The organism is Streptomyces europaeiscabiei (assembly GCF_001550375.1).
Classification (GTDB): Bacteria; Actinomycetota; Actinomycetes; order Streptomycetales; family Streptomycetaceae; genus Streptomyces; species Streptomyces europaeiscabiei.
The window spans coordinates 1-26,334 of the sequence record NZ_LRTR01000054.1; the positions used below are offsets into that span (position 1 = coordinate 1).

General features: G+C 70.8%; 17 protein-coding genes and 1 tRNA gene. 5 read left to right on the plus strand and 13 right to left on the minus strand.

The genetic code is table 11. The annotated features are described in order from the left end of the window. Nucleotides 1-340: 340 nt before the first annotated feature. Both AWZ10_RS02390 and AWZ10_RS02395 read right to left on the minus strand, forming a co-directional pair. Nucleotides 341-4,237, minus strand: a complete 3,897-nt coding sequence (locus AWZ10_RS02390) for an nSTAND1 domain-containing NTPase (protein ID WP_060890324.1) — start codon at nt 4,235-4,237, stop codon at nt 341-343. Between the two features lie 161 nt (nt 4,238-4,398). Then, nucleotides 4,399-4,767 carry a hypothetical protein gene (locus AWZ10_RS02395; protein ID WP_046706066.1) on the minus strand — a complete coding sequence of 123 codons (369 nt, stop codon included), beginning with the start codon at nt 4,765-4,767 and terminating at the stop codon, nt 4,399-4,401. A 410-nt stretch (nt 4,768-5,177) separates the two neighbouring features. Here AWZ10_RS02395 and AWZ10_RS02400 point away from each other — a divergent pair, with 410 nt between their 5' ends. Further along, complete coding sequence (locus AWZ10_RS02400; protein WP_046706067.1) at nt 5,178-6,548, plus strand: glycoside hydrolase family 43 protein; 1,371 nt, start codon at nt 5,178-5,180, stop codon at nt 6,546-6,548. A gap of 182 nt (nt 6,549-6,730) precedes the next feature. Here the strand turns inward: AWZ10_RS02400 and fusA are convergent, their stop codons facing one another. The 5 genes from fusA to sucC form a co-directional block, all read right to left on the minus strand. Then, complete coding sequence (gene fusA / locus AWZ10_RS02405; RefSeq protein ID WP_060890325.1) at nt 6,731-8,803, minus strand: elongation factor G; 2,073 nt, start codon at nt 8,801-8,803, stop codon at nt 6,731-6,733. Between the two features lie 417 nt (nt 8,804-9,220). After that, nucleotides 9,221-9,305, minus strand: a tRNA-Leu gene (locus tag AWZ10_RS02410). A gap of 186 nt (nt 9,306-9,491) precedes the next feature. Next, complete coding sequence (locus AWZ10_RS02415) at nt 9,492-11,063, minus strand: aldehyde dehydrogenase family protein (protein ID WP_060890326.1); 1,572 nt, start codon at nt 11,061-11,063, stop codon at nt 9,492-9,494. 60 nt (nt 11,064-11,123) lie between these two features. Beyond that, nucleotides 11,124-12,005: a succinate--CoA ligase subunit alpha gene (gene sucD / locus AWZ10_RS02420; RefSeq protein ID WP_060890327.1), complete on the minus strand. Its 882-nt coding sequence runs from the start codon at nt 12,003-12,005 to the stop codon at nt 11,124-11,126. Nucleotides 12,006-12,016: 11 nt separating this feature from the next. Beyond that, nucleotides 12,017-13,147 (minus strand): ADP-forming succinate--CoA ligase subunit beta, encoded by a 1,131-nt coding sequence (sucC, locus tag AWZ10_RS02425; RefSeq protein ID WP_060890328.1) that lies wholly within the window; start codon nt 13,145-13,147, stop codon nt 12,017-12,019. A 200-nt stretch (nt 13,148-13,347) separates the two neighbouring features. On the opposite strand from sucC, the gene AWZ10_RS02430 reads away from it, so the two are divergent. From AWZ10_RS02430 to AWZ10_RS02445, 4 genes are all read left to right on the plus strand, one after another. After that, complete coding sequence (locus AWZ10_RS02430) at nt 13,348-15,033, plus strand: thiamine pyrophosphate-binding protein (protein WP_046707210.1); 1,686 nt, start codon at nt 13,348-13,350, stop codon at nt 15,031-15,033. A 12-nt stretch (nt 15,034-15,045) separates the two neighbouring features. Next, entirely contained in the window at nt 15,046-16,275 is a 1,230-nt protein-coding gene (gene frc / locus AWZ10_RS02435; protein ID WP_060890329.1) for a formyl-CoA transferase, read from the plus strand. Between the two features lie 3 nt (nt 16,276-16,278). Further along, complete coding sequence (locus tag AWZ10_RS02440) at nt 16,279-18,480, plus strand: acetate--CoA ligase family protein (protein WP_060890335.1); 2,202 nt, start codon at nt 16,279-16,281, stop codon at nt 18,478-18,480. A gap of 113 nt (nt 18,481-18,593) precedes the next feature. Next, nucleotides 18,594-19,982: an OFA family MFS transporter gene (locus tag AWZ10_RS02445; RefSeq protein WP_046707207.1), complete on the plus strand. Its 1,389-nt coding sequence runs from the start codon at nt 18,594-18,596 to the stop codon at nt 19,980-19,982. Nucleotides 19,983-20,068: 86 nt separating this feature from the next. On the opposite strand, the gene AWZ10_RS02450 is transcribed toward AWZ10_RS02445, so the two are convergent. The 6 genes from AWZ10_RS02450 to AWZ10_RS02475 are packed head-to-tail and all read right to left on the minus strand — an operon-like array spanning nt 20,069 to nt 26,265. Further along, nucleotides 20,069-21,112: a sugar phosphate isomerase/epimerase family protein gene (locus AWZ10_RS02450; protein WP_046707206.1), complete on the minus strand. Its 1,044-nt coding sequence runs from the start codon at nt 21,110-21,112 to the stop codon at nt 20,069-20,071. Between the two features lie 60 nt (nt 21,113-21,172). Then, complete coding sequence (locus tag AWZ10_RS02455) at nt 21,173-22,597, minus strand: alkaline phosphatase family protein (protein ID WP_060890330.1); 1,425 nt, start codon at nt 22,595-22,597, stop codon at nt 21,173-21,175. Between the two features lie 16 nt (nt 22,598-22,613). Next, on the minus strand, nt 22,614-23,783 hold the full coding sequence (gene eboE / locus AWZ10_RS02460; protein ID WP_060890331.1) for a metabolite traffic protein EboE: 1,170 nt from the start codon (nt 23,781-23,783) through the stop codon (nt 22,614-22,616). Nucleotides 23,784-23,786: 3 nt separating this feature from the next. Further along, nucleotides 23,787-24,635, minus strand: coding sequence for a TatD family hydrolase (locus tag AWZ10_RS02465; RefSeq protein WP_060890332.1), 849 nt, complete (start codon nt 24,633-24,635; stop codon nt 23,787-23,789). Beyond that, nucleotides 24,635-25,324: an EboA domain-containing protein gene (locus AWZ10_RS02470; protein WP_234361020.1), complete on the minus strand. Its 690-nt coding sequence runs from the start codon at nt 25,322-25,324 to the stop codon at nt 24,635-24,637. Before AWZ10_RS02470 ends, AWZ10_RS02465 begins: the two co-directional genes overlap by 1 nt. Next, nucleotides 25,324-26,265, minus strand: coding sequence for a sugar phosphate isomerase/epimerase family protein (locus AWZ10_RS02475; protein ID WP_060890334.1), 942 nt, complete (start codon nt 26,263-26,265; stop codon nt 25,324-25,326). The genes AWZ10_RS02470 and AWZ10_RS02475 overlap by 1 nt, the downstream gene beginning before the upstream one ends. Nucleotides 26,266-26,334: the final 69 nt, after the last annotated feature.

The following is a 26,334-nucleotide window of genomic DNA, read 5'->3' on the forward strand; positions in this document are numbered from 1 at the left end:
GAGAACGGCGCGAGGACGCCGCAGTCGGCGGCGGGAGCGGCCGAGGCCGCCGTGGCCGTGGACAACGGTGCCCAGAAGAGCAGGGCCATGAGAGCGATCAGTGTGCGGATGACATTGGTCCGGCTCACCATGCCGGAACCCCCGTTTCCTGTTGGTCTCGATGAACTGGTGGTGTTGGTCTCGATGAACTGGTGGTGGTCGGGCAGCAGCCTGCTCGACCACCACCCCGCTCGTCGAGATCCGGGTGTCGCCCCATCCCACCGGGCAACGGGAAACACCTGGGAAACCCCCTCCGAGCAGGGCGGTTGCCGAGCGGCAAGGAATCGTCCCGGCGTGCTGTTCAGCGACCCCCACAGGCCGACGAGTCCGCCCGGACGGGCACCCCGGGCAGCAGTGTCGCGCGCTCCTCGGGGCTGATGTCGGCGCGCAACCGGCAGATGTCCGCCAGCCGGGAGCCGGGGGCGAGGTCCCACAGCCGTACGGTGCCGTCGGTGCTGCTGCTGGCCACGGTCCGCCCGTCGGGGGCGAAGTCGACGCCCCACACCGCGTTCGTATGGCCGGTGAGCGTCGCCCACGGCCGCCGTCCTGCGACGTCCCACAGGCGTACCGTGCGGTCGTTGCCGCTGCTGGCGAGGGTGCGGCCGTCCGGGCTGAAGGCCACACCGCGTACCGCGCCCGAGTGGCCGGTCAGGGCGGTCTCGAAGCGACGGTGCCGGACGTCCCACAGGCGTACGGTCCCGTCGTTGCCACTGCTGGCGAGAGTACGGCCGTCCGGGCTGAAGGCCACGCCCCGCACCGCGCCCGAGTGGCCGGTGAGCGCGGCGAGTTCGCGGCGTCCGGCGACGTCCCACAGCCGTACGGTCAGATCGTCGCCGGCGCCTGCCAGGGTGCGGCCGTCGGGGCTGAACGCGACATCGTTGACGAAGTCCTTGTGGCCGCCGAGCACGGCGAGTTGCCGGCGCTTCGCCACGTCCCACAGGCGCACCGTGTGGTCGGCGCCCGCCGACGCGAGGGTCCGGCCATCGGGCGAGAAGGTGACGGAGAAGACCTGTCCGATGTGCCCGGTCAGCTTCTTCAGCGGCTTGCGCTCCGCGACGTCCCACAGCCGGACCGTGCCGTCGGAACCCGCCGACGCCAGGGTTCGCCCGTCGGGCGAGAAGGCCACCGAGAACACGGTCTCGGTGTGCCCTTCCAGCGCTGCCACGAGGGTGTGCGTCCGCGCGTCCCACAGCCGTACGGTGTGGTCGGCGTCGGCGGTGGCCAGCAGTTTCCCGTCGGGGCTGTAGGCGGTCTGCCAGACCTCCGTGAACGGACGCGACGTCAGGACCGCCCCGCTCAGGTCCCACAGGACGACGGACTGGTCGAAACCGGCCGTGGCCAGCAGGGCGCCGTCGGAGGTGACGGCCACCCCCAGGACGTAGTCGGTGTGTCCGGCGAGGACCAGGGTCTGCCGGCCACTGCGCACGTCCCACAGCCGGGTCGTCCCGTCGCCGACCGCGCCGACGACCGTCACTCCGTCCGGGGTGAAGGCGACGTCGTTGATGTCGTCACTGCTTCCCGTGAACGTGTCGGTCAGCCGCCTGCCGTCGACGTCCCACAGTCGTACCGTCCGATCGACGCCGGCGGAGGCCACCGTGCTCCCGTCCGGCGAGAACGCGACACCCAGCACCTCGTCGGCGTGCCCCTTGAGCGCATCGACGAACCGGGCTCGGTCGGTGTCCCAGAGCCGTACGGCTCGGTCGGTGCCGGCGGAGGCGAGCATCCGCCCGTCGGGGGCGTAGGCCAGCGCGTTGACGTCGCCCTTGTGTCCGGAGAGGGTGGCGGTGCGCCGGGGGCGGGGTCCGGTGTCCCACAGGTGGACGGTCCCGTCGGCGGCGGCGACGGCGAGCGCCCCTCCGCGCGGGTCGAAGGCGACCGCCCGCGCGCCCTTCGTGGCGTCGGGGAGCACCGCCGTCCGCCGATGGCTGGTGGTGCTCCACAGGGTCACGGGCCCGTCGGTGGACGTGACCGCGACCGTACGGCCGTCGGCGCTGAAGGCGACCGAGCGCACGCGCCCCGGCACGGTGAACCGGGCGAGGACGCGGTGGCCGTCGGCCGTGCCGCGCAGGACGACCGTGCCGTCGGAGCTGGCCGTCGCGAGGCTGCGACCGTCGGGCGCGAAGGCGACCGCGTTGACCGGGCCGCGGTGTCCGTCGAGCCGGGCGGAGAAAGGCTGTGACTGGGTACTGAGCAGAGCGCCGCGGGCCTCGGCGGTGGGCGCGGTCCGGTAGGCCTCCTCCGCGAGGAGCATCGACGCCTCCGGCCGGCCCCCGGCGAGGGACGCGGAGCGCGCGGCGAGGGCCTGGGAGCGGGCGACGCGCTCCTGGTCGAGGGCGCCCGCGCGCTGCTGGTAGGCGAGCCCTCCGGCGGTGACGGCGAGGCCCAGCAGCACGGCGAGCGTGGCGAGCATGGACTGCCGCAGCCGTACCTGCCGTCTGGCCTGTCTGCGGCGCCCGTCCTCCTCGGCCTGACCGGCCCTCAGGAACGCCTCCTCGTCGGGCCCGAGCCTGCTCCAGCCGTCCGACTCGTCGGCCCACGCCAGCACGGTGTCCAGGCGGGTGCCCCGGTAGAGGGCGGACGGATCGCGCCGCTCGCGCTCCCATTCGCCGGCCGCGTGGGAAAGTTGCTGATGGAGGAGGAGACCCGCCCGGTCGTCATGGATCCAGCCGCGGAGTCGGGGCCAGGCGTGCAGCAGCGCCTCGTGGGTGATCTCGACGGTGTCGCTGTCCATCGTGATGAGCCGGGCCCGGACGAAGGCGTCGAGCGCGGCGGCGGCCCCGTCCGCGTCGCCGAGCCGCGCCATCAGGGCGTCCCGGCCCATCCGGCGGCGGGTCGCCCCGGCTCCGTCCATGACGAGCACCAGCCGGGACAGGATGCGGCGGATCGTCTTCTGCTCGACGGGATACAGCCGCGCGAACACGTTCTCGGCGGTGCGGGCGACCGCCCTCTGGATGCCGCCCGCCCGTTCGTACCCGTCGACGGTCAGCGCGGAGTCCCGGCGCCGCTGCCAGGTGGCGAGCAGTGCGTGGGAGATCAGCGGGAGCGCGCCGGAGGGTGTCTCGTCGGAGCCGATCGCGGAGCCCCGCGGGCCCGTGTCCGGGTCGTCGCGGAGTCCCGCGTCCCGCAACAGCAGCGGAACCAGGCCGGGTTCGAGGCTGAGTCCGGCGAGCTCCGCCGGGCGGGTGATGGACTCCCGTAGTTCTGCCACGGTCATCGGGGACAGGACGAACAGTCCGTCGGTGAAGACGGGGGCCAGTTCGGGCAGGCCCAGACAGCTGCCGGTGAAGTCGGCGCGGACGCCGAGCACCACGACGGCGGGCGGGTGCGTACCCTCCACCGGCCGGGAGGTGGCGAGGGCGCAGAGCACGCGGGCGAAGGAGCGGCGTTCGTCCTCGTCCGTGCAGAGCGTGAACAGTTCCTCGAACTGGTCGACGATCAGGACCGGTCGGGCCGGTGGGGGCCGTCGCTCCCCGGGGGCCGGTGGCGAGGCGCCCGATGTGGCCCGTACGGCGCCGAGCAGGGCGCCCGGGTTGTCCCGTACCTCGTCGACAGTGACGTCGAGGTCGCTGCCCAGCGCTTTCGCGGTGCGTTCCAGTAGTTCGTCCAGAGGGTGTGCGGTGGGGGTGAGTTGGACCACCGGCCAGCGGTCGGCGCCCGGCATGGGGAGGTCGCCGCGCCTGAGCGCCGGGACAAGACCGGCGTTGAGCAGCGACGACTTGCCCGCGCCCGACGGGGCGACGAGCATCAGCGGTCCGCTGCCCACCCGTTCGAAGATCCGCTCCACCAGTGCGGCCGTGGCGTGCTCGCGGCCGAAGAACCACTCCCCGTCCTCAGGGGTGAACGCCGACAGGCCGCGGTAGGGACAGGTCTCGGCGGACTGCCGCTCGGCGGCGTCGGCGTCGGATCCCAGGTCGCCGTCACGGGGCGGCGCCTGCTGCACCAGCCGCAGTAACTCCCCGTCAGCGCGCAGCACTTGGTCGCACAGCCGGGCCACATCGACGGTGGCGCGCTTCGCACCGGTCTCGATCTTGCTGAGGTAGCCCTTGCTGTAGTGGGTCCGCCGGGCGAGATCGGTGAGCGACAGTCCGCGTTCCTGCCGCAGCCGTCGCAGTTGTGCCGGGAAGGACAGCGTGGTCAGCGCGTCCCGGTCCCGTCCGTGGTGAGGGTCTGTCTGCTGTCCGTGCTGCGGGTCCCCCAAGGTGTCCCCCAAGGCAGTGCGGCCGTGAGACGGCGGAAACCCAGGTTACTGCCGGGTCGGTGGGGGCGGCCAAGTCTTTCACCCGGAGTGGCGAAAACACCGACGTCCGGAACCGCGGGCAGCCGGTTCCGGACGTCGTCAGGCGGACGCTCTCCGTGGCACTACGGACGGAGGACGATCGAGTTGATGGGCGTGAGGTCGCGGTAGAAGGCGTGCCCCGCCGGGATGGTCTCGATGCAGTCCCCGCCGTTGTACTGCTTGCACAGGTCCGCGAGGGCGCCGCCGTACTGGTTGTTGTAGACCCAGTGGTACCCGACCTGGTTGCTCAGGTTGTGGGGGTTGTAGCTGTAGTACACGTTGGTCGGGTGCGGGTTGTCGCGCGGTTCGACGCCCTGACCGTAGATGCAGACCGCGCCGTACGGGCAGCCGTCCCACGTGTCCGCCGGCTTGGCCTCGGCCGTGCCGCTGAGCGCCACCACCACGGCCGCCGAGGTCAGAAACGCGGCGGCGCCACGGATCATGTTGCGCATGTTTCCCCCTTGCTGGTTCTCACTGGCTGTTCTCGCTGGAGCTGTTCTCGCCGGCTTCCCGCCTGGTCTCGCCGGGCCCGGCCCGGTGTTGCCACCTCAGATTCGCCCTGCTGCGCCCCGGGGTCGACGGGTTTCCTGTTGCCCGCCGGGAGTACGAGCGGGAAACACGGTGTGACCAGGGGCGGCTGGGGACGGCAGGCAACCCACGGAGTCGTCCACCGGAGCACGGGGGGAGGCACAGCGGAGTCACGGCCGGCTCAAAGCGGAATCCCGTCTCGCAGAAAGCTTGGCTCCATCCATTGACGCGAACATGCCTCCCTCCTATCTTCTGATCGAAGTTCCGCACAAGAGCCGACATTTCGAACAACATCCCACGCCTCAGGGCAGTTCACGCAAAGACGGGACGAGCGTTGAACAGAACCCTCAGGGCGGTCCTCGCCCTCCTCACCTCGGTGGCCGCCCTGTTGGGCCTCACCACCGCCCTCGCCGCCCCGGCCGGAGCCGCGCACCCCGCGGCCGGACAGGCGACGCGGTACACCATGACCGCGTTCACCAACAGCAGCGAGTCGAACATGTACGTCTACGACTCGCCGGACGCGACCGGGTTCACCCTCCAGAAGGGCCCGGCGTACACCCCGCCCTCCGGCCTGATCCGTGACCCCAGCATCTTCAAGCACACGGACGGCTACTACTACCTGACCTACACCACCCGCACCTGGTCGGCGCTCTCCACCACCATCGGCTTCGCCCGCTCCACCGACCGCCTCAACTGGACCTTCCTGTACGACTACACGGTCCCGATCAGCGGGCTGCAGCGCGCCTGGGCGCCCGAGTGGTTCGTCGACACCAACGGCAGCGTCAACATCATCCTGTCCGCGTCCATCGCGGCCGACGGAGAGTGGATCTTCAAGCCGTACAAGCTGACGGCCACCAACTCCGCCCTCACCGCCTGGTCCGCACCGACCGTGCTGTCCGGCATCAGCCCGAACTACATCGACACCTTCGTCGTCAAGGTCGGCTCCACCTACCACGCCTTCACCAAGAACGAGACGACGAAGTACATCGAGTACGCCACCGCCTCCAGCCTCACCGGCCCGTACACCATCCAGAAGACGGGCAACTGGGCGGGCTTCGGCTCCGGAATGGAGGGCCCGGCGCTCGTCCAGCTCGACAACGGCGGCTGGCGGATCTACTACGACGCCTACGGCGCCGGGAAGTACTGGTACAGCGACAGCTACGACAACTTCGCCACCTGGTCGACCCCGACCGAGCTGCCCGGCCTCACCGGCTTCGTACGCCACCTGACCGTCCTCAAGGAGACCGTGTCCGGCGGTGTCACCCTGCCGACCAACACCACCCGGTCCCTGCAGTCCGTCAACTACACGGGCCGCTACGCCGTGGTCCGCTCCGACAGCCTCGGCTACGTCGACCCGGTGACCTCCTCCAGCACCACCGCCGTCAAGCAGAGCGCGACCTTCACGATCGTGCCCGGCCTCGCGGACGCCAACTGCTACTCCTTCCGCGACTCCGCCGGCCGCTATCTGCGCCACTGGGACTACCGGATCCGCTTCGCCACGGACGACGGCACGACCGTCTTCGACAAGGACGCCACGTACTGCGCCCGACCCGGCACGGCTTCCGGCACGGTCCGCCTGGAGTCGTACAACTACCCGGGCCGCTACATCCGGCACTACAACTACGAGCTGCGCCTGGACGTGTACCAGGCGACGGACACCTTCCGCGCCGACAGCTCCTTCAGGGCGGTGAGCCCCTGGGCCTGACGGCCCCGCTTCCCGAGAAGCCGCCAAACGCCGGGCGGGCTGTTCTTCAGCCCGTCCGGCGTTTGAGGACGAGGCCGTTCAGGCCGAAAGCGGGGGTCTGGGGGCGGCAGCCCCCAGGTATGGGACGGGAAGGGGCGGCGGGGGCGAGAAAACTCCCCGCCACCCCACCACCCCGTCACCCCCTATCGCACCGACACCGCCCCCGGCGCCGAGGCGTAGCCGGCCGGCCGGGTCGTAAAGACCCCCCGCCCCTGCGTGCGACTGCGCAGCCGCGTCGCGTACCCGAACAACTCCGCCAGCGGCACGGTCGCGGTGATCACCACCGAGCCCGCCCGGGGCACGGAGTCCGAGACCCGCCCCCGGCGCGCCGCGAGGTCACCGAGCACCCCGCCCACGGCATCCGCGGGCACGGTGACCGTGACGTCGACGACGGGTTCGAGGAGGCCCATCACACCGACCCGCATGGCCTCCCGGAGCGCGAACCGCCCTGCCGTGCGGAACGCCATCTCCGAGGAGTCCTTGGAGTGGGTCGCCCCGTCGATCAGGGTGACGCTCAGCCCGGTCACCGGGTGACCGCCGAGCGGCCCCTCGGCGAGGGCGTCACGGCAGCCGGTCTCGACCGCGCGGACGTACTCCTGCGGCACCCGGCCGCCGACGACGGTCGAGCGGAAGACGAAGCCCGTGGGGGCGCCACCGCCGTCGCCGTCCGCCTCCAGCGGTGCCACGTCGAGGACGACGTGGGCGAACTGCCCGGCCCCGCCGTCCTGTTTGACGTGCCGGAAGACCAGACCGGACACCCCGCGCACGACCGTCTCGCGGTAAGCGACACGGGGGCGGCCGACGGCGACTTCGAGCCCCTGGCTCTGCCGGATCTTCTCCACCGCCACCTCCAGATGCAGTTCGCCCATGCCCGACAGCAGGGTCTGGCCGGTCTCGGGGTCGGTCCGTACGACCAGTGAGGGGTCCTCCTCGGCCAGGCGTGCGAGGGCCGTCGCGAGCCGGTCGGTGTCGGTGCTCTTGCGTGCCTCGACGGCCACCGACACCACCGGGTCGGCGACGGACGGGGGTTCGAGGAGCAGCGGCGCCGTCGGCGCGCACAGGGTGGTTCCCGCGCGGGCAGACTTCAGCCCGACCACCGCGACGATGTCCCCGGCCACCGCACGGTCCAGTTCGGCGTGCCGGTCGGCCCGGACCCGCAGGATCCGGCCGATCCGCTCGGTGCGCCCCGTCCCCGCGTCCAGCACGGTGTCCCCCTTCCGGATCGTTCCCGAGTAGAGCCTCAGGTAGGTCAGCCGTCCCGTGGCCGTGGCGCTCACCTTGAACGCCAGGGCCGTGACCGGCGCCTGTTCGTCGACGGCCCGCTCCTGTTCCGTACCGTCGTGCGTACCGCGTACGGGCGGCACGTCCAGCGGCGAGGGCAGATAGGCCACGACCGCGTCGAGCAGCGGTTCGATGCCACGGTTGCGGTAGGCCGAGCCGCACAGCACGACCACGCCCTCACCCGTGCGGGTCAGGTCGCGCAGCGCGGAGGCCAGCGTCCGCGCGGAGAGCGTGGACTCGGCGCAGAACTCCTCCAGCGCCACGGGGTGCAGTTCCGCGACCGCCTCCTCCAGGCGCCGTCGGCGTCGCTCCGCCTCGTCCCGCAGGGCGTCCGGCACCGGCCCCTCCTCGGCCGTGTCGCCACCGTCCGCCCAGACCAGGGCGCGCATACGCAGCAGGTCCACCACTCCGACGAACCCGTCCTGCGTACCGATCGGCAACTGCACCACCAGCGGCGCCGGATGGAGCCGCTGCCGGATCGACTCGACGGCCGTGTCGAGGTCGGCGCCCGCGCGGTCCAGCTTGTTGACGAAGGCGATGCGCGGTACGCCGTGCCGGTCGGCCTGCCGCCACACGGACTCGCTCTGCGGCTCGACCCCGGCGACCGCGTCGAACACCGCGATCGCACCGTCGAGCACCCTGAGCGAGCGCTCCACCTCGTCGGCGAAGTCGACGTGGCCCGGGGTGTCGATCAGGTTGATCCGATGACCGTCCCAGGCACAACTCACGGCCGCCGCGAAGATCGTGATGCCGCGATCGCGCTCCTGCGGATCGAAGTCGGTGACGGTCGTGCCGTCGTGGACCTCGCCGCGCTTGTGCGTGGTCCCGGTGGCGTACAGGAACCGCTCGGTGACGGTGGTCTTGCCGGCGTCTACGTGGGCGAGGATGCCCAGGTTGCGGACGGCGGTCTGAGGGTTGGTGACGTTGCTGCGCATGGCCCGTGGCCTTTCAGCTGAGCTGTTTCGGGGCAGCGCGATTCCCGCACGGGGACGGCGGACGGCAAGGGTGAGCGGGCGGCCGGAGCTGTCACTCCGCCCGCAGGCACATGGGTTCGACGTCAGACGTTCGTCACGGACATCCGGTACCGGCCGCGCAGCGGGCACCGGACGGACGAGGACACGAGGATCACCTCGTACAGGGAACGGGGAACGACGACGGCGGTACGGTCACACACGGCCGGGCTCCCCTCTCTCGTCACTTGGTGGGGTGAGTCTAGGGAGGGCGGAGGGGCGGGCGCACCGCATTTTCAGCACCGCGTTCCCGTACGACAGCCTCGTACGACGAAAAACCCCACCGCCCGGAAACCGGTCGATGGGGTCGATGTCGATATTCGATGCAATGTATGTGATGTGTGTCCGAGGGGGGACTTGAACCCCCACGCCCGATAAAGGGCACTAGCACCTCAAGCTAGCGCGTCTGCCATTCCGCCACCCGGACCAGGTGTCTGCCGCCTTGCCAGGGGTGTTCCCGGCGGCGACATGGACAACAATACCAAGCTTTCGGAGCGCCCTTCACCTGCATATCCACCTGCTTGTTCAGGCCCCGGACGGGGTCGTGCGGGCCTCGGCGAGCAGGCCCGCACGACCTCACCGGAGGTGATCGGACGGTCACGATCCGGCCATGTCAGGCCGCGGACGGCATGAGGTGGTACTCGGGGAAGTTGCCCGGCAGCCGCTCCCCCGCCGGACCGCGCGTGACGGCCCTGACGAGCAGCTCACCGCCGACGAAGGCGCCCCGCCAGGACGCGCCGAAGCCGCCGAAGAGCTCCTCGCGGTCACCGCGCGAGCGGGGTGTGCCGTGGCCGACCTTGAACGCCCGGATCTGGGGTGCCAGCCGCTCGTACGTCGCGTGGTCGTCGGTGGAGAGGGTGGCGACGAGCGCGCCGTTCGAGGCGTTCATGGCGGCGAGCAGTTCGGCCTCGGTGTCGACCAGGACGATCGTGTCGACCGGGCCGAAGGGTTCCGCGTGGTGGAGCGGGGAGGACGAGGGTGGGTTGAGGAGGGTGACGGGCTGGACGTACGCGCCGGTGTCCTGGCCGGGCAGGAAGCGCGCGTCGGCGAGCCGGCCCCGGTGCAGCGGGACGGCGCCCCGGTCGACGGCCTCGGCGACCTGGTCGGTCAGTTCCTTGGCCTTGGCCGCGTTGATGACGGGCCCGAAGTCCAGCTTCGGGTACGGGTCGTCGGGGTGCTCCACGGCCAGCGGGTGTCCGACCCTGAGCGTGCGGACCGCCGGCAGGTAGGCGGCCAGGAACTCGTCGAACAGTTCACGCTGGACGACGAAGCGCGGGTAGGCCGTGCAGCGCTGTTTGCCGTAGTCGAAGAGCTTGGGGACGACGGCGGTGAGGGCGTCCCAGTCGGTGTGGTTCCAGATGCCCCAGGTGTTCAGTCCCTCCTGTTCCAGTACATGTCGTTTGCCGAGGTCGGCGACGGCGGTGGCCACGGCGGCGCCGGTGTCGCGGCCACCGACGAAGGAGACGCAGCCGATCTCGGGGGCGCGCACCAGTGCCTCCGACAGCTCGCCTCCGCTGCCGCTGACGAGGGTGACGGGGATGCCCTCGCGGGCGGCGAGCGCACTGGCCAGGGTGAGGCAGGCGACGCCGCCGTCGGTCGGGGCCTTGGCGATGACCGCGTTCCCCGCCAGCGCCTGGACCAGCATCGCGTGGACGAGCACGCTCATGGGGTAGTTCCAGCTGGCGATGTTGGAGACGGGGCCGTCGAGGGGGACGCGTCCTTCGACCATGGGCTCGATGCCGTCGACGTACCAGCGCACGCCGTCGATGGCCCGGTCCACGTCGGCCTGCGCGAGCCGCCAGGGTTTGCCGATCTCCCAGACGAGGAGCAGGGCGAGCAGTTCGCGGTGCTGGGTGAGGGCGTCGAGGGTGGCTGCGACCCGGGCGCGACGTTCGTCGAGGGGGACGTGGCGCCAGGCGCGGTGCTGGTCGAGGGATGCGCGTACCGCCCGGTGCACGGTGGCGCCGTCCAGACGGGGCGGGCCCGCGATGGGGCTGCCGTCGACGGGACTGGTGGCGGGGAGTGGCCGGCCGTCGGCTCGCCAGGCGGCGCCCCAGTGGTTGAGGACCCGGTCGTCCCTGAAGGCCTCGGGGGCGACGGCGAGACACCGCTGCCAGGCGTCGGTCCAGGCCGTGCCGGATTTGAGGGTCAGAGGGGCAGGAGTGGTGAGGGTGGGTGGTGCCATGGGTTTCTCCGCTCTCGGTGCACGGTCGGGGGCGGGGGACACAACAGCGGGGGAGTGAGGTCAGGCCTCCTCCAGGGCGGCCAGCACCAGCCGGGCCGTCTCGGTGGGGGTGCCACCGACCCGCACCCCGACCGCTTCCAGCGCCTCCTTCTTGGCCTGGGCGGTGCCGGACGAGCCGGAGACGATCGCGCCCGCGTGGCCCATCGTCCTGCCCTCGGGGGCGGTGAACCCGGCGATGTAGCCGACCACGGGCTTGGTGACGTGGTCGCGGACGTACGCGGCGGCCCGTTCCTCGGCGTCGCCGCCGATCTCGCCGATGAGGACGATCAGTTCGGTGTCGGGGTCGTTCTGGAAGGCTGCCAGGCAGTCGATGTGGGTGGTGCCGACGACGGGGTCGCCGCCGATACCGACGCAGGTGGAGAAGCCGATGTCGCGGAGTTCGTACATGAGTTGGTAGGTGAGGGTGCCGGACTTGGAGACCAGGCCGACGCGGCCCGGCTTGGTGATGTCGGCGGGGATGATGCCGGCGTTGGACTGGCCGGGGGTGATCAGGCCGGGGCAGTTGGGGCCGATGATGCGGGTGCCCTTGGAGCGCGCGTACGCCGTGAAGGCGACCGAGTCGTGGACCGGGATGCCCTCGGTGATGACGACGGCGAGGCCGATGCCGGCGTCGGCGGCCTCGACGACGGCCGCCTTGGCGAAGGCGGGCGGGACGAAGACGACGGTGACGTCGGCGCCGGTGACCTCGATGCCCTCGTGGACGGAACCGAAGACGGGGACCACACGGTCGTCGAGGTCGACGGTCCGGCCGGCCTTGCGCGGGTTGACGCCGCCGACGACGTTCGTGCCCGCCGCGAGCATGCGGCGGGTGTGCTTCATCCCCTCGCCGCCGGTCATGCCCTGGACGAGGACCTTGCTCTCCTTGCTGAGGTAGATGGCCATGTCCGGGCTCCTCAGATCGCGTGGGCGAGGTCGGCGGCGCGGCGCGCGGCGCCGTCCATGGTGGTGGCCTGGTGGACGAGGGGATGGTCGCGGCCGTCGAGGATGGCCCGGCCGCGTACGGCGTTGTTGCCGTCGAGGCGGACGACCAGCGGCTTGGTCAACCGGACGCTGTCCAGCGCCTGCACGATGCCGTCGGCGACCGCGTCGCAGGCGGTGATCCCTCCGAAGACGTTGACGAGGACCGACTTCACCTCGGGGTCGGAGAGGATGACGGAGAGCCCGTCGGCCATGATCTGGGCCGAGGCGCCGCCGCCGATGTCGAGGAAGTTGGAGGGGCGGGCGCCACAGCCCGCGACCACGTCGAGGGTCGACATGACGAGTCCGGCGCCGTTTCCGATGACGCCGACCTCGCCGTCCAGCTTCACGTAGTTGAGGCCCTTGGCGGCCGCGGCCGCCTCCAGCGGGTCGTCGTGCGCGAAGCCCTCGTCGCCCCAACGCGTCTGCCGGAAGCTCGCGTTGTCGTCGAGGGTGACCTTGCCGTCGAGGGCGAGGATCCGGCCCTGTTCGGTTCGGACGAGGGGGTTCACCTCGACGAGCAACGCGTCCTCGCGGGTCAGCACCTCCCAGAGCCGTACGAGGACGTCACCGGTCTGCGGGGGCAGGCCGGCGGCCCGCGCGATCTCGGCCGCCTTCGCCGAGGTGACGCCCTCGACGGGATCGACGGGGACACGGGCCACGGCCTCGGGCCGGGTCGCCGCCACGTCCTCGATGTCCATGCCTCCCTCGGCCGAGGCGATCGCGAGGAAGCGGCCCGCCGCGCGGTCGAGGACGTACGAGACGTAGAACTCGCTCTCGATCGGCACGGGTTCGGCGACCATCACCTTGCGGACGGTGTGGCCCTTGATGTCCATGCCGAGGATCTGCCGTGCCGTCAGTTCGGTGGCCGCGGGGTCGGCGGCGAGCTTCACCCCGCCCGCCTTGCCGCGTCCACCGGTCTTCACCTGCGCCTTGACGACGACGCGTCCGCCCAGCCTGCGGGCGATCTCCCGGGCCTCCTTGGGCGAGTCCGTGACCTCGGCCCTAGGCACCGATATGCCGTGTTCCTCGAAGAGTTCCCTTGCCTGGTGCTCGAAAAGGTCCATTCCGGCTCCTGACTCAAAAGTGCCGCACGCCCCCTGGACACCACCCACCGGATGCGGGATAACAAGCTTCATACAGTATTCGTCGACTGTATGCAATCAACCGCGAGAGCGCTCCAATACCGCTCCAATACCGCTCCAGCACCTACGAAGACGCCCACGAAGGCCCCATGAAAACCCCTACGAAGGGACAGGACTTCGCCATGCCCGACGGCAACAGCCAGGACCTCATCTCCGGTGGTCACCTCGTCGCCAAGGCACTCAAAGCGGAGGGTGTGGAGGTCATCTACACCCTGTGCGGCGGCCACATCATCGACATCTACGACGGCTGCGTCGACGAGGGCATCGAGGTCGTCGACGTACGCCACGAGCAGGTCGCCGCCCACGCCGCCGACGGCTACGCCCGCATCACCGGCAAACCCGGCTGCGCGGTCGTCACCGCCGGCCCCGGTACGACCGACGCCGTGACCGGTGTCGCCAACGCCTTCCGCGCGGAGTCCCCGATGCTGCTGATCGGCGGCCAGGGCGCGCACACCCAGCACAAGATGGGGTCTCTGCAGGACCTGCCGCACGTCGACATGATGACGCCGATCACCAAGTTCGCGGCGACCGTGCCGGACACGGCCCGTGCCGCCGACATGGTGTCGATGGCGTTCCGCGAGTGCTACCACGGCGCGCCCGGTCCCTCCTTCCTGGAGATCCCGCGCGACGTCCTTGACGCCAAGGTGCCCGTGGAGAAGGCACGCGTGCCCAAGGCCGGCGCCTACCGGGCCTCGACCCGGTCGGCCGGCGACCCCGAGGCCATCGAGAAGCTCGCCGATCTGCTGGTGCACGCCGAGAAGCCCGCGATCCTGCTGGGCAGCCAGGTGTGGACGACCCGCGGCACCGCATCCGCCATCGAGCTGGTGCGCACGCTGAACATCCCGGCGTACATGAACGGCGCCGGCCGCGGCACGCTCCCGCCCGGCGACCCGCACCACTTCCAGCTCTCCCGCCGGTACGCGTTCTCCAACGCCGACGTCATCGTCGTCGTCGGCACGCCCTTCGACTTCCGCATGGGCTACGGCAAACGGCTGTCGCCGGACGCGACCGTCGTGCAGATCGACCTCGACTACCGGACCGTCGGCAAGAACCGCGACATCGACCTCGGGATCGTCGGCGACGCGGGCCTCGTGCTCAAGTCGGTGACGGAGGCGGCTTCCGGGCGCATCAACGGGGGTGCGTCGAGGCGCAAGGAGTGGCTCGACGAGCTGCGCGCCGCCGAGCAGACCGCCATCGAGAAGCGGCTGCCCAGCCTGAAATCGGACGCCTCGCCGATCCACCCGTACCGGCTGGTCAGCGAGATCAACGAGTTCCTCACCGAGGACTCCGTCTACATCGGCGACGGCGGCGACATCGTCACCTTCTCCGGTCAGGTCGTGCAGCCCAAGTCACCCGGGCACTGGATGGACCCGGGCCCCCTCGGCACCCTCGGCGTCGGCGTGCCCTTCGTGCTCGCCGCCAAGAAGGCACGGCCCGACAAGGAGGTGGTGGCCCTCTTCGGCGACGGCGCCTTCTCCCTCACCGGCTGGGACTTCGAGACCCTCGTCCGCTACGACCTCCCCTTCGTCGGGATCATCGGCAACAACTCCTCCATGAACCAGATCCGTTACGGCCAGAAGGCCAAGTACGGCGAGGAACGCGAGCGCATCGGCAACACCCTCGGCGATGTCCACTACGACAAGTTCGCCCAGATGCTGGGCGGTTACGGCGAGGAGGTCCGCGACCCCGCCGACATCGGCCCCGCGCTCCAGCGGGCCCGCGAGTCGGGCAAGCCGTCGCTCATCAACGTCTGGGTCGACCCGGACGCGTACGCCCCCGGAACCATGAACCAGACGATGTACAAGTGAGGTGACCTCGGCATGACCAAGGCTCTCGAAGGCATCCGCGTCCTCGACATGACGCATGTCCAGTCCGGCCCGTCCGCCACCCAGCTGCTCGCCTGGCTCGGCGCGGACGTGGTGAAGCTGGAGGCGCCGACCGGGGACATCACGCGCAAGCAGCTGCGCGACCTCCCGGACGTCGACTCCCTCTACTTCACGATGCTCAACTGCAACAAGCGGAGCATCACCCTCAACACCAAGACCGGGCGCGGCAAGGAGATCCTCACCGAGCTGATCCGGCGCTCCGACGTCATGGTCGAGAACTTCGGGCCCGGCGCGGTCGACCGCATGGGCTTCACCTGGGACCGCGTCCAGGAGATCAATCCGCGTATCGTCTATGCCTCCATCAAGGGGTTCGGCGACGGTCCGTACACCAACTTCAAGGCGTACGAGGTCGTCGCGCAGGCCATGGGCGGGTCGATGGCGACCACCGGCTTCGAGGACGGGCCGCCGCTGGCGACGGGGGCCCAGATCGGGGACTCGGGCACGGGCATCCACGCCGTGGCGGGGATTCTCGCGGCGCTGTACCAGCGGGAGAACACCGGGCGCGGCCAGCGGGTCAATGTGGCCATGCAGCACGCCGTCCTCAACCTCTGCCGGGTGAAGCTGAGGGATCAGCAGCGGCTGGCACATGGCCCGCTCCGTGAATATCCCAACGAGGACTTCGGCGACGAGGTTCCCAGGTCCGGGAACGCGTCCGGCGGCGGCCAGCCCGGGTGGGCGGTCAAGTGCGCGCCGGGCGGCCCGAACGACTACGTGTACGTCATCGTGCAGCCCGTGGGCTGGCAGCCGATGAGCGAGCTGATCGGCCGGCCCGAGCTGGCGGACGACCCCGAGTGGGCGACGCCGGAGGCCCGGCTGCCCAAGCTCAACAAGATGTTCCAGCTCATCGAGGAGTGGTCGTCCACGCTTCCCAAGTGGGAGGTGCTGGAGCGGCTCAACGCCCACAACATCCCGTGCGGGCCGGTCCTCTCCACCAAGGAGATCATCGAGGACGAGTCCCTGGTCTCCAACGAGATGGTCGTCACCGTGCCGCATCCCGAGCGCGGCGACTTCGTGACCGTCGGCAGCCCGCTGAAGCTGTCCGACTCCCCCGTGGACGTGACCAGTTCCCCCCTGCTCGGCGAGCACAACGAAGAGGTCTACGTCGGCGAGCTGGGCCTCGGCGACGAGGAACTGCGCCTGCTCAAGTCGAACGGAGTGATCTGATTGATGGCCGAAGACCGGGTGCAGAGGGTGCGCACGCTCCTCGGCGCCGTACGGGCCGAGGGCCGGAGCGCGCTGACCGCTCCCGAGGGCAAGGTGATCGCCGACGCGTACGGGATCGCCGTACCCGGTGAGGAGTTGGCGCGGGACGTCGACGAGGCGGTGTCGTACGCGGCGCGCTTCGGCGGGCCGGTGGTGATGAAGATCGTCTCGCCGGACATCCTCCACAAGACCGACGCGGGCGGTGTGATCGTCGGAGTGGAGGGCGCCGGTGATGTACGGGCCGCGTTCCACACAATCGTCGACAACGCGCGCGCGTACGCACCCGATGCCCGTATCGAGGGCGTCCAGATACAGGAGTTGCTGCCGAAGGGGCAGGAGGTCATCGTCGGCGCGGTGACGGACCCGACGTTCGGGAAGGTCGTCGCGTTCGGGCTCGGCGGGGTGCTGGTCGAGGTCCTCAAGGACGTGACGTTCCGGCTCGCGCCGGTCGACGCCGACGAGGCGCTCTCCATGCTGGACTCGATCCGCGCGGCGGAGATCCTGCGCGGGGTGCGCGGGGCGCCTGCCGTGGACCGGTGGGCGATCGCCGAGCAGATCCGCCGGGTCTCCGAACTCGTCGGGGACTTCCCGGAGATCGCCGAAGTGGATCTGAACCCGGTGATCGCCACACCTCTGGGCGCCCTCGCTGCGGACATCCGGGTGATCCTCGCGGAGTCGGTGCCGAAGCCCCGGCGTACGTACACGCGCGAGGAGATCCTCACGTCGATGCGCCGGCTGATGCAGCCCTCGTCGGTCGCCGTGATCGGGGCCTCCAACGAGCAGGGCAAGATCGGCAACTCGGTGATGCGCAATCTCGTCGACGGCGGTTTCGCCGGGGAGATCCATCCGGTGAACCCCAAGGCCGATGACATTCTGGGCCGCAAGGCGTACAAGAGTGTCACGGACGTTCCCGGTGAGGTGGATGTGGCGGTCTTCGCGATCCCCGCCAGGTTCGTGGCCTCGGCGCTGGAGGAGGTGGGTCGCAAGGGCATCCCCAACGCCGTGCTGATCCCGTCGGGTTTCGCGGAGACCGGTGAGCACGAACTCCAGGACGAGATCGTGGAGATCGCCGAGAGGCACGGGGTCCGGCTGCTCGGGCCCAACATCTACGGCTACTACTCGACGTGGCACGACCTGTGCGCCACGTTCTGCACGCCGTACGACGTCAAGGGCGGGGTGGCGCTGACCTCGCAGTCCGGTGGCATCGGGATGGCCGTCCTGGGCTTCGCGCGGACCACGAGGACGGGTGTGTCGGCGATCGTCGGGCTCGGCAACAAGTCGGACCTCGACGAGGACGACCTGCTGACCTGGTTCGGCGAGGACCCGCACACCGAGTGCATAGCCATGCACCTGGAGGACCTCAAGGACGGGCGGGCCTTCGTGGAGGCCGCGCGGGCGACCGTCCCGAGGAAGCCGGTGGTGGTCCTCAAGGCGGGCCGTACGGCGGCCGGGGCGAAGGCGGCGGGCTCGCACACGGGCGCGCTGGCGGGCGACGACGCCGTGTACGAGGACATCCTGAAGCAGGCCGGTGTCATCAGGGCGCCGGGGCTGAACGAGATGCTGGAGTACGCGCGTGCGTTGCCGGTGCTTCCGGCTCCCCAGGGCGACAACGTCGTGATCATCACCGGGGCGGGCGGCAGCGGTGTGCTGCTGTCGGACGCGGTGACGGACAACGGGCTGACCCTGATGGAGATCCCGCCGGACCTGGACGCGTCCTTCCGGAAGTTCATCCCGCCGTTCGGGGCCGCAGGCAACCCGGTGGACATCACCGGGGGCGAGCCGCCGTCGACGTACGAGGCGACGATCCGGCTGGGCCTTGAGGACCCCCGCATCCACTCCCTCGTCCTCGGCTACTGGCACACCATCGTCACCCCGCCCATGGTGTTCGCCGAGCTCACCGCGCGCGTGGTGGCCGAGTTCCGCGAACGGGGCATCGAGAAGCCGGTCGTCGCGTCGCTCGCGGGTGACGTCGAGGTGGAGGAGGCCTGCCAGTACCTCTTCGAGCGTGGGGTCGTGGCGTACCCGTACACGACCGAGAAGCCGGTGGCCGCACTCGGCGCGAAGTATCGCTGGGCGCGGGCGGCAGAAAGGCTGGGGGCCGAAGGCCCCTCTGGTAGGGCGGTGGTGGGAGACGGGCGGGATGTTGGGGGGAGATCGATGAGCTGAGCGACGGCTCGAACCACGGGGCCTGCGGCGACCGCTCACCGCGGGCCCCGGCGCAAAGAAGCACGGACAGGGGGCGCTGGCCAGACTTCTTCCACGCGGAGGGTTCGATCGACATGGCAACAACTGACATCTCCACACCCGTCCCCTACAGGGAGGTGACGGACGCCAACGGCCGGATGTACCGGGTCGGCGAGTCCGACCTGGACATCATGGGGCGCAAACGCAAGTGGATGGTCATCCTGCCCTGGGTGGGCATGATGGGCATCAGCTCGGCGGAGTACGCGTTCGCGTCCGCCGAGGAGACCCTGCACACGGCCCACAGCTGGAGCAACCAGCACATCTTCTGGATGCTGGGCGTGTGGGTGTTCTTCCAGGCCGCGGTGGCCTTCCCCGCCGGGAAGCTCCGCGAGAGCGGCAGACTGCCCGCTCGCTGGGCGATGATGCTGGGCGCCGTCGGCACGCTGCTCGGTTATCTGTCCCTCGCGTTCGCACCGCACGTCGTCGTCGCGTACGTCGGATTCGGCATGTTCAGTGGTATGGGCGCCGGCATGGTCTACGCGACCTGCGTGAACATGGTCGGCAAGTGGTACCCGGAGCGCAAGGGCGGCAAGACCGGCTTCGTCAACGGCGGTTTCGCCTACGGTTCGGTGCCGTTCGTGTTCATCTTCACCGGGTTCATGGACCTGACGAACTTCCGCTGGGTGCTCGTCTGCGTCGGTGTGTTCCTCGCGTCGGTCGTCGCCGTGGCCGGTCACTTCTTCCAGGACCCGCCGAAGAACTGGTGGCCGGCCGAGGTCGACCCGCTGCGGAAGCCGGACGACCCCCGCGCGCGGCGCGCGCTGGAGAAGAACCCGCCGGCCGTGAAGCAGTACACGCCGAGTGAGGCCTGGCGGACGGGCCGCGTCGCGCTGATGTGGCTCTGCCTGCTGTGCACGTCGGGTGTGAACATCTTCGGTATCGCCTTTCAGGTGCCGTTCGGCAACGAGGCCGGTTTCGCGGGCGGCATCGTGGCCACGGCCATGTCCCTGAAGGCGATCGTCAACGGCACCGGACGCGGTGTCATCGGCTGGCTCTCCGACCGCTACGGCCGCAAGCAGTGCCTGATCTTCGTCTGTATCGTGCTGGGCCTGTCCCAGTACGGCATCCTCTGGTCCGGCAACATCGGCAACCTGCCGCTCTTCCTGGTGTTCTCCAGCATCTCCGGGTTCGGCGGCGGCGCCATCTTCCCGATGTTCGCGGCGATGACCGCGGACTACTTCGGCGAGAACAACAACGCCTCCAACTACGGTCTCGTCTACAGCTCCAAGCTGGTGTCCGGTCTGCTCGGCTCCGGCATGGGCGCCGTGGTCGTGGGCGCCTGGGACTACGCGGGCGCGTTCGTGCTCGCCGGCTCCATCTCGCTGTTCGCCGGGTTCGTGGCGATCTTCCTGCATCCGCCGGGGCGGCCCCGCAACCGGCACATCGCTCCCAACCCCCGTCCGCTCGGTGACGACGTGGCCTGACGCCCTGCGCGTACGGCAGCAGGCGGCCGCCCCGTGGTCTCGCACCACGGGGCGGCCGCCTGCTGCCGTCGGTTCGCCGGCCTCCGTCAGCACTTCTCCCGCAGTGAGTGCAGGTGCTCACTGGAGCGGCGGGCGAACGTGAAGGACTCGGCGGGGTTGTCGTGCTCGGCCTGCCAGTGGTGGGCGAGGCGGTGGCCCTTCAGCCGGGTGACGGCCGAGATGAACTTCTGGTAGTCGATGTCGCCGTCACCGACGTCCGTCATGCGGTAGCCGAACGGGTTCGACGGGTCGCTCTCGCCGTCCTTGACGTGGAAGAGGGGGTAGCGGTCGGGGCGCCTGAGCACGTAGTCCAGGGGCTCGAAGGGCGCGGAGGTGCCGTCGGGCCGCTTCGAGAACCGGAACTGGGCCACGTACGCCCAGAAGATGTCCATCTCCAGGTAGACGAGGCGGGGGTCGGTCTCGCGGAGCAGCACGTCGTAGAGGCGGACCTTGGGGTCGTCGGTGGCGAAGGAGAACTCCTCGGAGTGGTTGTGCTGGTAGAACTTCATGCCGCGTGCCTTGGCCGCCGCGCCGTAGGTGTTGAACTCGTGGGCGGCCCGCTTCATCGCGTCGACGGTCGTCCCGTAGCGGAAGGGGCCGGCGGCGGTGCCGATGTGCTTGAGGCCGAGGGCCTGGGCGTCGTCGAGGACCTTGGTGAGGTTCTGGGCGAAGGTGTACGCGTTCGGGTCGTCGGCGTAGTAGCCGACGTGGCTGCCGATCGGGGTGAGGCCGTGGTCGCGGGCCAGCCGCTTCAGCTGGGCGAGCGTGATGGGGCCCGCCGAGCCCTGGGTGTAGCCGGCGAACTCGACCTCGTCGTAGCCGTACTTCTCCAGCTCGGCGAAGACCGGGGCGAAGCCGAGGGTGGAGACCTTGTCGCGCAGGCTGTAGAGCTGGATGCCGAGGCGGCCGGGCGGGAGGACGGGGCGGCCCCTGCCCTTGCCCGCGGCGGCGGCTTCGGTGCCCGCGACGGCCTGGGCCGGGGCGGCCGAGCCCAGCAGGGCGGCGACGGTGGCGCCCGCGGCCACGCCGAGCATGCCTCGTCTGCTGAGGCGGTGGGCGAGTTCGGGGTCGGTCTTGTCGGTGCGGCTCATGCCTGGAACTCCTCTGTGTGGGAGGGCGTTGTCAGTGGTGAGTGCTTCACTTGTGACCAGTCAGGACTTGTGGGTACTTGTCACCGGTCGGGAGAGACCGGCAAGGCGCAGCAGGAGTGCTTTCACATCGGTGGCCGCCACGCGGTCGCCGACGGCTCGGGGGGTGGAGCAGATGATGAGCGGACCGTCGTCGTCGCTCGTGGGAAGGCGGCCGTGGCTGCCGCGAATAGGCGAGGGATCCAGCGGCACGACCGCCATGCGGTAGCGCAGACCGAGTTTCTTGCGGGCCAGTGCCGTGGCCGCCTTGAGCTTCACATACGGGTCGAGCGGGTCCATGAACAGCTCGACCGGGTCGTAGCCGGGTTTGCGGTGGATCTCGACCAGTCGCGCGAAGTCGGGCGCGCGGTCGTCGTCGAGCCAGTAGTAGTACGTGAACCAGGCGTCCGGCTCCGCGACGGCGACGAACTCGCCGGAGCGCGGATGGTCGAGGTGATGGGCCTTCTTGCCCTCGTCGTCCAGGAGTTGCTCGATGCCGGGCAGATCCGCGAGGGCTTCCCTGGTGGCGTCCAGGTCCTCGGGGCGGCGTACATAGACATGGGCGATCTGGTGGTCGGCGACCGCGAAGGCCCGTGAGGCCATCGGGTCGAGGTACTCCATGCCGTCCTGGGTGTGCACGTCGAGGAGACCGGCGCGGCGCAGGGCACGGTTGATGTCGACCGGGCGGTCGGCGCGGGTAATGCCGTACTCGGAGAGCGCGACGACGCTGCGGCCTTCCGCGCGGGCGTCGTCGAGCAGGGGCGCCACGGCCTTGTCGAGGTCGGCGGCCGCCTTCAGGGAGCGCGGGTCGTCGGGGCCGAAGCGCTGCAGATCGTAGTCGAGGTGAGGGAGGTAGCAGAGGGTCAGGTCCGGGTGGCGGGTGCGGATGATGTGGCGGGTCGCGTCGATGATCCAGCGGCTGGAGACCAGGTCGGCGCCCGGTCCCCAGAAGTGGAACAGGGGGAACGTGCCCAGTTTCGCGGTGAGTTCGTCGTGCAGGGCCGGGGGCCTGGTGTAGCAGTCGGGTTCCTTGCGGCCGTCGGAGTAGTAGATCGGACGGGGGGTGACGGTGATGTCGGTGTCGGCGCCCATGGCGTACCACCAGCAGACGTTGGCGACCGTGTAGCCGGGGTGGACACGGCGGGCGGCGTCCCACAGTTTGTCCCCGGCGACGAGGCCGTTGTGCTGGCGCCACAGCAGGACGTCGCCGAGTTCGCGGAAGTACCAGCCGTTGCCGACGATGCCGTGCTCGGCGGGGAGCGTGCCGGTCAGGAAGGTGGACTGGGCGGCGCAGGTGACGGCGGGCAGGACGGTGCCGAGCGGGGCACGGGAGCCGGACCGGCCGAGGGCCTTGAGGTGGGGCATGTGGTCGAGGAGACGGGGGGTGAGGCCGACGACGTCCAGGACGAGGAGAGGGGTGGGACCGGCTTCGGGTTGCGGCGGCGTCACGGCAGCTCCTTGGGGTTCATGGCAGCTCCTTGAGGCCGAGGTCCGTCAACAGGTCGCGGGCGAGGGCGAGTTCGGCGGCGATGCCGTCGGCGAGCTGGGCGCGGGTGCTGGGGCGCAGCTCGGGCGGCAGGGCCTGCCAGGTGTAGGTCTCGACCTCCAGATGACGGGTGAGGGGGTGCGCGCCGCCGACGAGGTGGGTGAGGGCGGTCTTGAGCACCGGGAGTGTGGAGGTGAGGGGTGCGGTGGGGGCCGCGTGGAGCGGGACGTGGAAGTGGGCGCGCCAGGGTGAGGCGTCGGGCAGGGCGTCCCCTTCCAGGGCCTCGCCGAGGTCGTCGGTGCCGCGCAGGCCGGCGGCGGTGGAGGTGCGGGTCTGGTGCAGGAAGCGGGGCTCGTCGAAGGCGGCGAGGGCTGCGCGGACCTCGGGAAGGTGCGGGTGTTCGGCGTGCAGGGCGGCCGAGAGCTGGGATTTGACGACGGGGACGTGGGCTCGGGTGAGCGCGTCCAGGGCGGTGTGCGGGTCTTCGAAGGAGGTGGCGAGGTGGCAGGTGTCCACGCAGATGCCGATGCGGTCGTGGCCGATGTCGGTCAGGGGGCCGATGGCGTCGGCGGTCGTCTCGACCGTGCAGCCGGGTTCGGGTTCCAGGCCGACGCGGATGGAACGGCCGGTCAGCTCGGCCACGGCGTCCAGGCGTTCGGCGAGGGTGCGCAGGGCCGCGCGGGACCGGGCGGCGCGGGTGTCGTCGTGGGCGGTGCGCCAGGCCAGGGGCAGGGTGGAGATGGTGCCCTCGGTGACGTCGTCGGGGAGCAGACGGGCGAGGACGCGGGCGAGGGAGGTGGTGTGGTCGAGGCGTTCGGGGTCGGCCCAGTCCGGCTGGTAGACGCGGTACTTGACCTGTTCGGCGCCGAAGCCCTGGTAGGGGAAGCCGTTGAGGGTGACGACTTCGAGGCCGTGCCGGTCGAGTTCGGTGCGCAGGCCGCGCAGGGCGGACGGGTCGGTCACCAGGGCCGCGGCGGCGTCCTTGGCCAGCCACAGGCCGATGCCGAGGCGGTCCCGGCCGAGGCGGCGGCGTACGGGCGCGCAGTGGTCGCGCAGTTGGGCGAGGACCCCGTCGAGGCTCTCGGCCGGGTGCACGTTGGTGCAGTAGGCGAGGTGGACGGTGGAACCGTCGGGGTGACGGAAGCGCATGGGTCACTCCCCGCCGCGCAGGATGCTGTTGCCCTCGTGCGTGGCGTCCGTCGCGGTGACGTCGAGGGCGAGGCGGCCGCTCAGCCCGTAGAAGGCGACGGGGTTGCGCCACAGCACCAGGTCGACGTCGTCCTCGTCGAATCCGGCGTCGAGCAGGGCGTCGCCGACCCTGCGGGTCTTGAGGGGATCACTTCGGCCCCAGTCGGCGGCGGAGTTGACCAGCACCTTCTCCGGGCCGAACTCCTTGAGGACGGCGACCATGCGTTCCTCGTCCATCTTGGTGTCCGGGTAGACGGAGAAGCCGAGCCAGGCGCCGCTGTCCCTGGCCTCCTCGACCGTGGTCTCGTTGAGGTGGTCGAGCAGCACCCGTTCGACGGGCAGGGCGGAGGCCCGTACGGCGTCGAGGGTGCGGCGCAGACCGGCGAGCTTGTCCCGGTGCGGGGTGTGGACGAGGGCGGGCAGGCCGTGGTCGGCGGCCAGTTGCAGCTGGTGTTCGAGCGCGTGGTCCTCGGCCGGCGTCATGGAGTCGTAGCCGATCTCTCCTACGGCCACGACCCGGTCCTTGAGCAGGTATCGGGGCAGCTGGTCCAGGACGGGTGCGCACCGCGGGTCGTTCGCCTCCTTGGGGTTGAGGGCGAGGGCGCAGTGGTGGGCGATGCCGTACTGGGCGGCGCGAAAGGGCTCCCAGCCCAGCAGGGAGTCGAAGTAGTCGACGAAGGAATCGGGGGAGGTACGGGGCTGGCCCAGCCAGAAGGCCGGCTCGACGACCGCGCGGACGCCCGCCTCGTGCATCGCCTCGTAGTCGTCGGTGGTGCGTGACGTCATGTGGATGTGGGGGTCGAAGAGGCGCATCAGGACTCCTTGCCGTCGATGCCGATCTCGTCGGCCGGTGGGGACGCGGTCAGGGCCAGGGCGCGGTACAGGTCCTCGGGTACGGGACGTCCCGCGGCGGTGCGTTCCTCGGCGAAGGCGCCGAGCATGCGGGCCAGTTCGGCGTCGCCGTGGGCACGGCGGGCCAGGTCGGTGATCTCGTCGACGCTCACCGCGGTGAACAGGCACTTGAGCACGGCGTGCCGCCACTGGTGCGGGGCCAGATGGCGGGCGGCGTACGGGCCGAGGGCGGCGGCGACGAGGCGGGTGTCGTTGGTCCGCAGGGCGTCCTCGACCAGGTGCAGCGCGTCGGGGCCGGGCACGAGGTGGGGCAGCGCGTGCAGGACCGCCCGGCGTTCGTCGGCGGTGCCCTGGCGGTAGACCCGGGTGAGCGCGTCGGGGTCCGCCTGGGCCGCGTGCAGGATCAGGACGCGGGCGGCGTCGGCGTGCTCGCTGCCGCAGCGTCGACCCGCCTCGGCGAGGCGCAGCTCCCAGACGGAGAGGGGCCCATGGGTGCCCGGATGGCCGGCGGCCTCGTCCAGCGCCCGCCCCAGCCAGGTGCGGGCGGCTCCCGTGAGCTGGTCGTTCAGGTGGCCGCGCAGGTCGGCGGGGGTGACGCGGGCAGGGTGGGCGGGGCGGGCCGTCGCGTCGGCCGGGGTGCGGTGGTGGATCACGAGGTGCTCCCGGGAGGGGCCGTACGGCCGGTCGTTCGGTGCGGGAAGGGTCGGTGCGGGAAGGGTCGGTGCGGGAGGGATGCGTGCGGGAGGGATCGGTGCAGGAAGGAGAGGGACTGTTCGGCGTAGTGGGGGCCGGCGTGGGAGTGGCGGGGCAGTTCGACGACGGTCAGGGCTCGGTAGGCGACGGCGGCCAGGGCTTCGAGGACGGGTGGGAAGTCGATCTCTCCCTCGCCGAGGGGGATGTGCTCGTGGACGCCGCGGCGCATGTCCTCGATCTGGACGTGGCGGAGCCAGGGCGCGGCGGCGCGGACGCAGTCGGCCGGAGGGAGTGGTTCGAGGCACTGGCAGTGCCCGATGTCGAGGGTGAGGCCGAGGGCGGCGGGGCTGTCGAGGGCCTCGCGGAGGCGGTGGAAGCCGGCGAGCGTGGCGAGGAGGTGACCGGGTTCGGGTTCGATCGCGAGGGGGATGCCGGCGGCGGTGGCGGCGTCGAGGACGGGGGCCAGGGCGTCGGGGAGGCGCTTCCAGGCGGTGTCCTCGTCGGTGCCGGGTGGGGTGACTCCGCTGAAGCAGTGCACGGCGTGGGCGCCGATGTCGGCGGCGACCCGCACCGCGCGGATCAGCAGATCGGCCCGGCGGGCACGTTCGTCCGGGTCGGGGTCGAGCAGCGTCGGGCCGTGCTTGCGGCGTGGGTCGAGGACATAGCGGGCGCCCGTCTCCACGGTGACGGAGAGGCCGAGGTCGTCCAGCCTTCGGGCGAGGCGCCGGGTGCGGGCGGCGAGGTCCGGGGCGAGCGGGTCCAGGTGCATGTGGTCGAGCGTCAGACCGACACCGTCGTAGCCGAGGTCGGCGAGGAGGGCGAGGGCGTCGTCGAGGCGGAGGTCGGTGAGGCCGTTGGTGCCGTAGCCGAAGGAGAGGGGGGTGTTCCGGTGGCTCATCGGGTCTCCTCGCTCGGCGCCGGCGCACGCCCCGGCGCACGCATCGGCGCCCGCGTCGGCGCCCGCGTC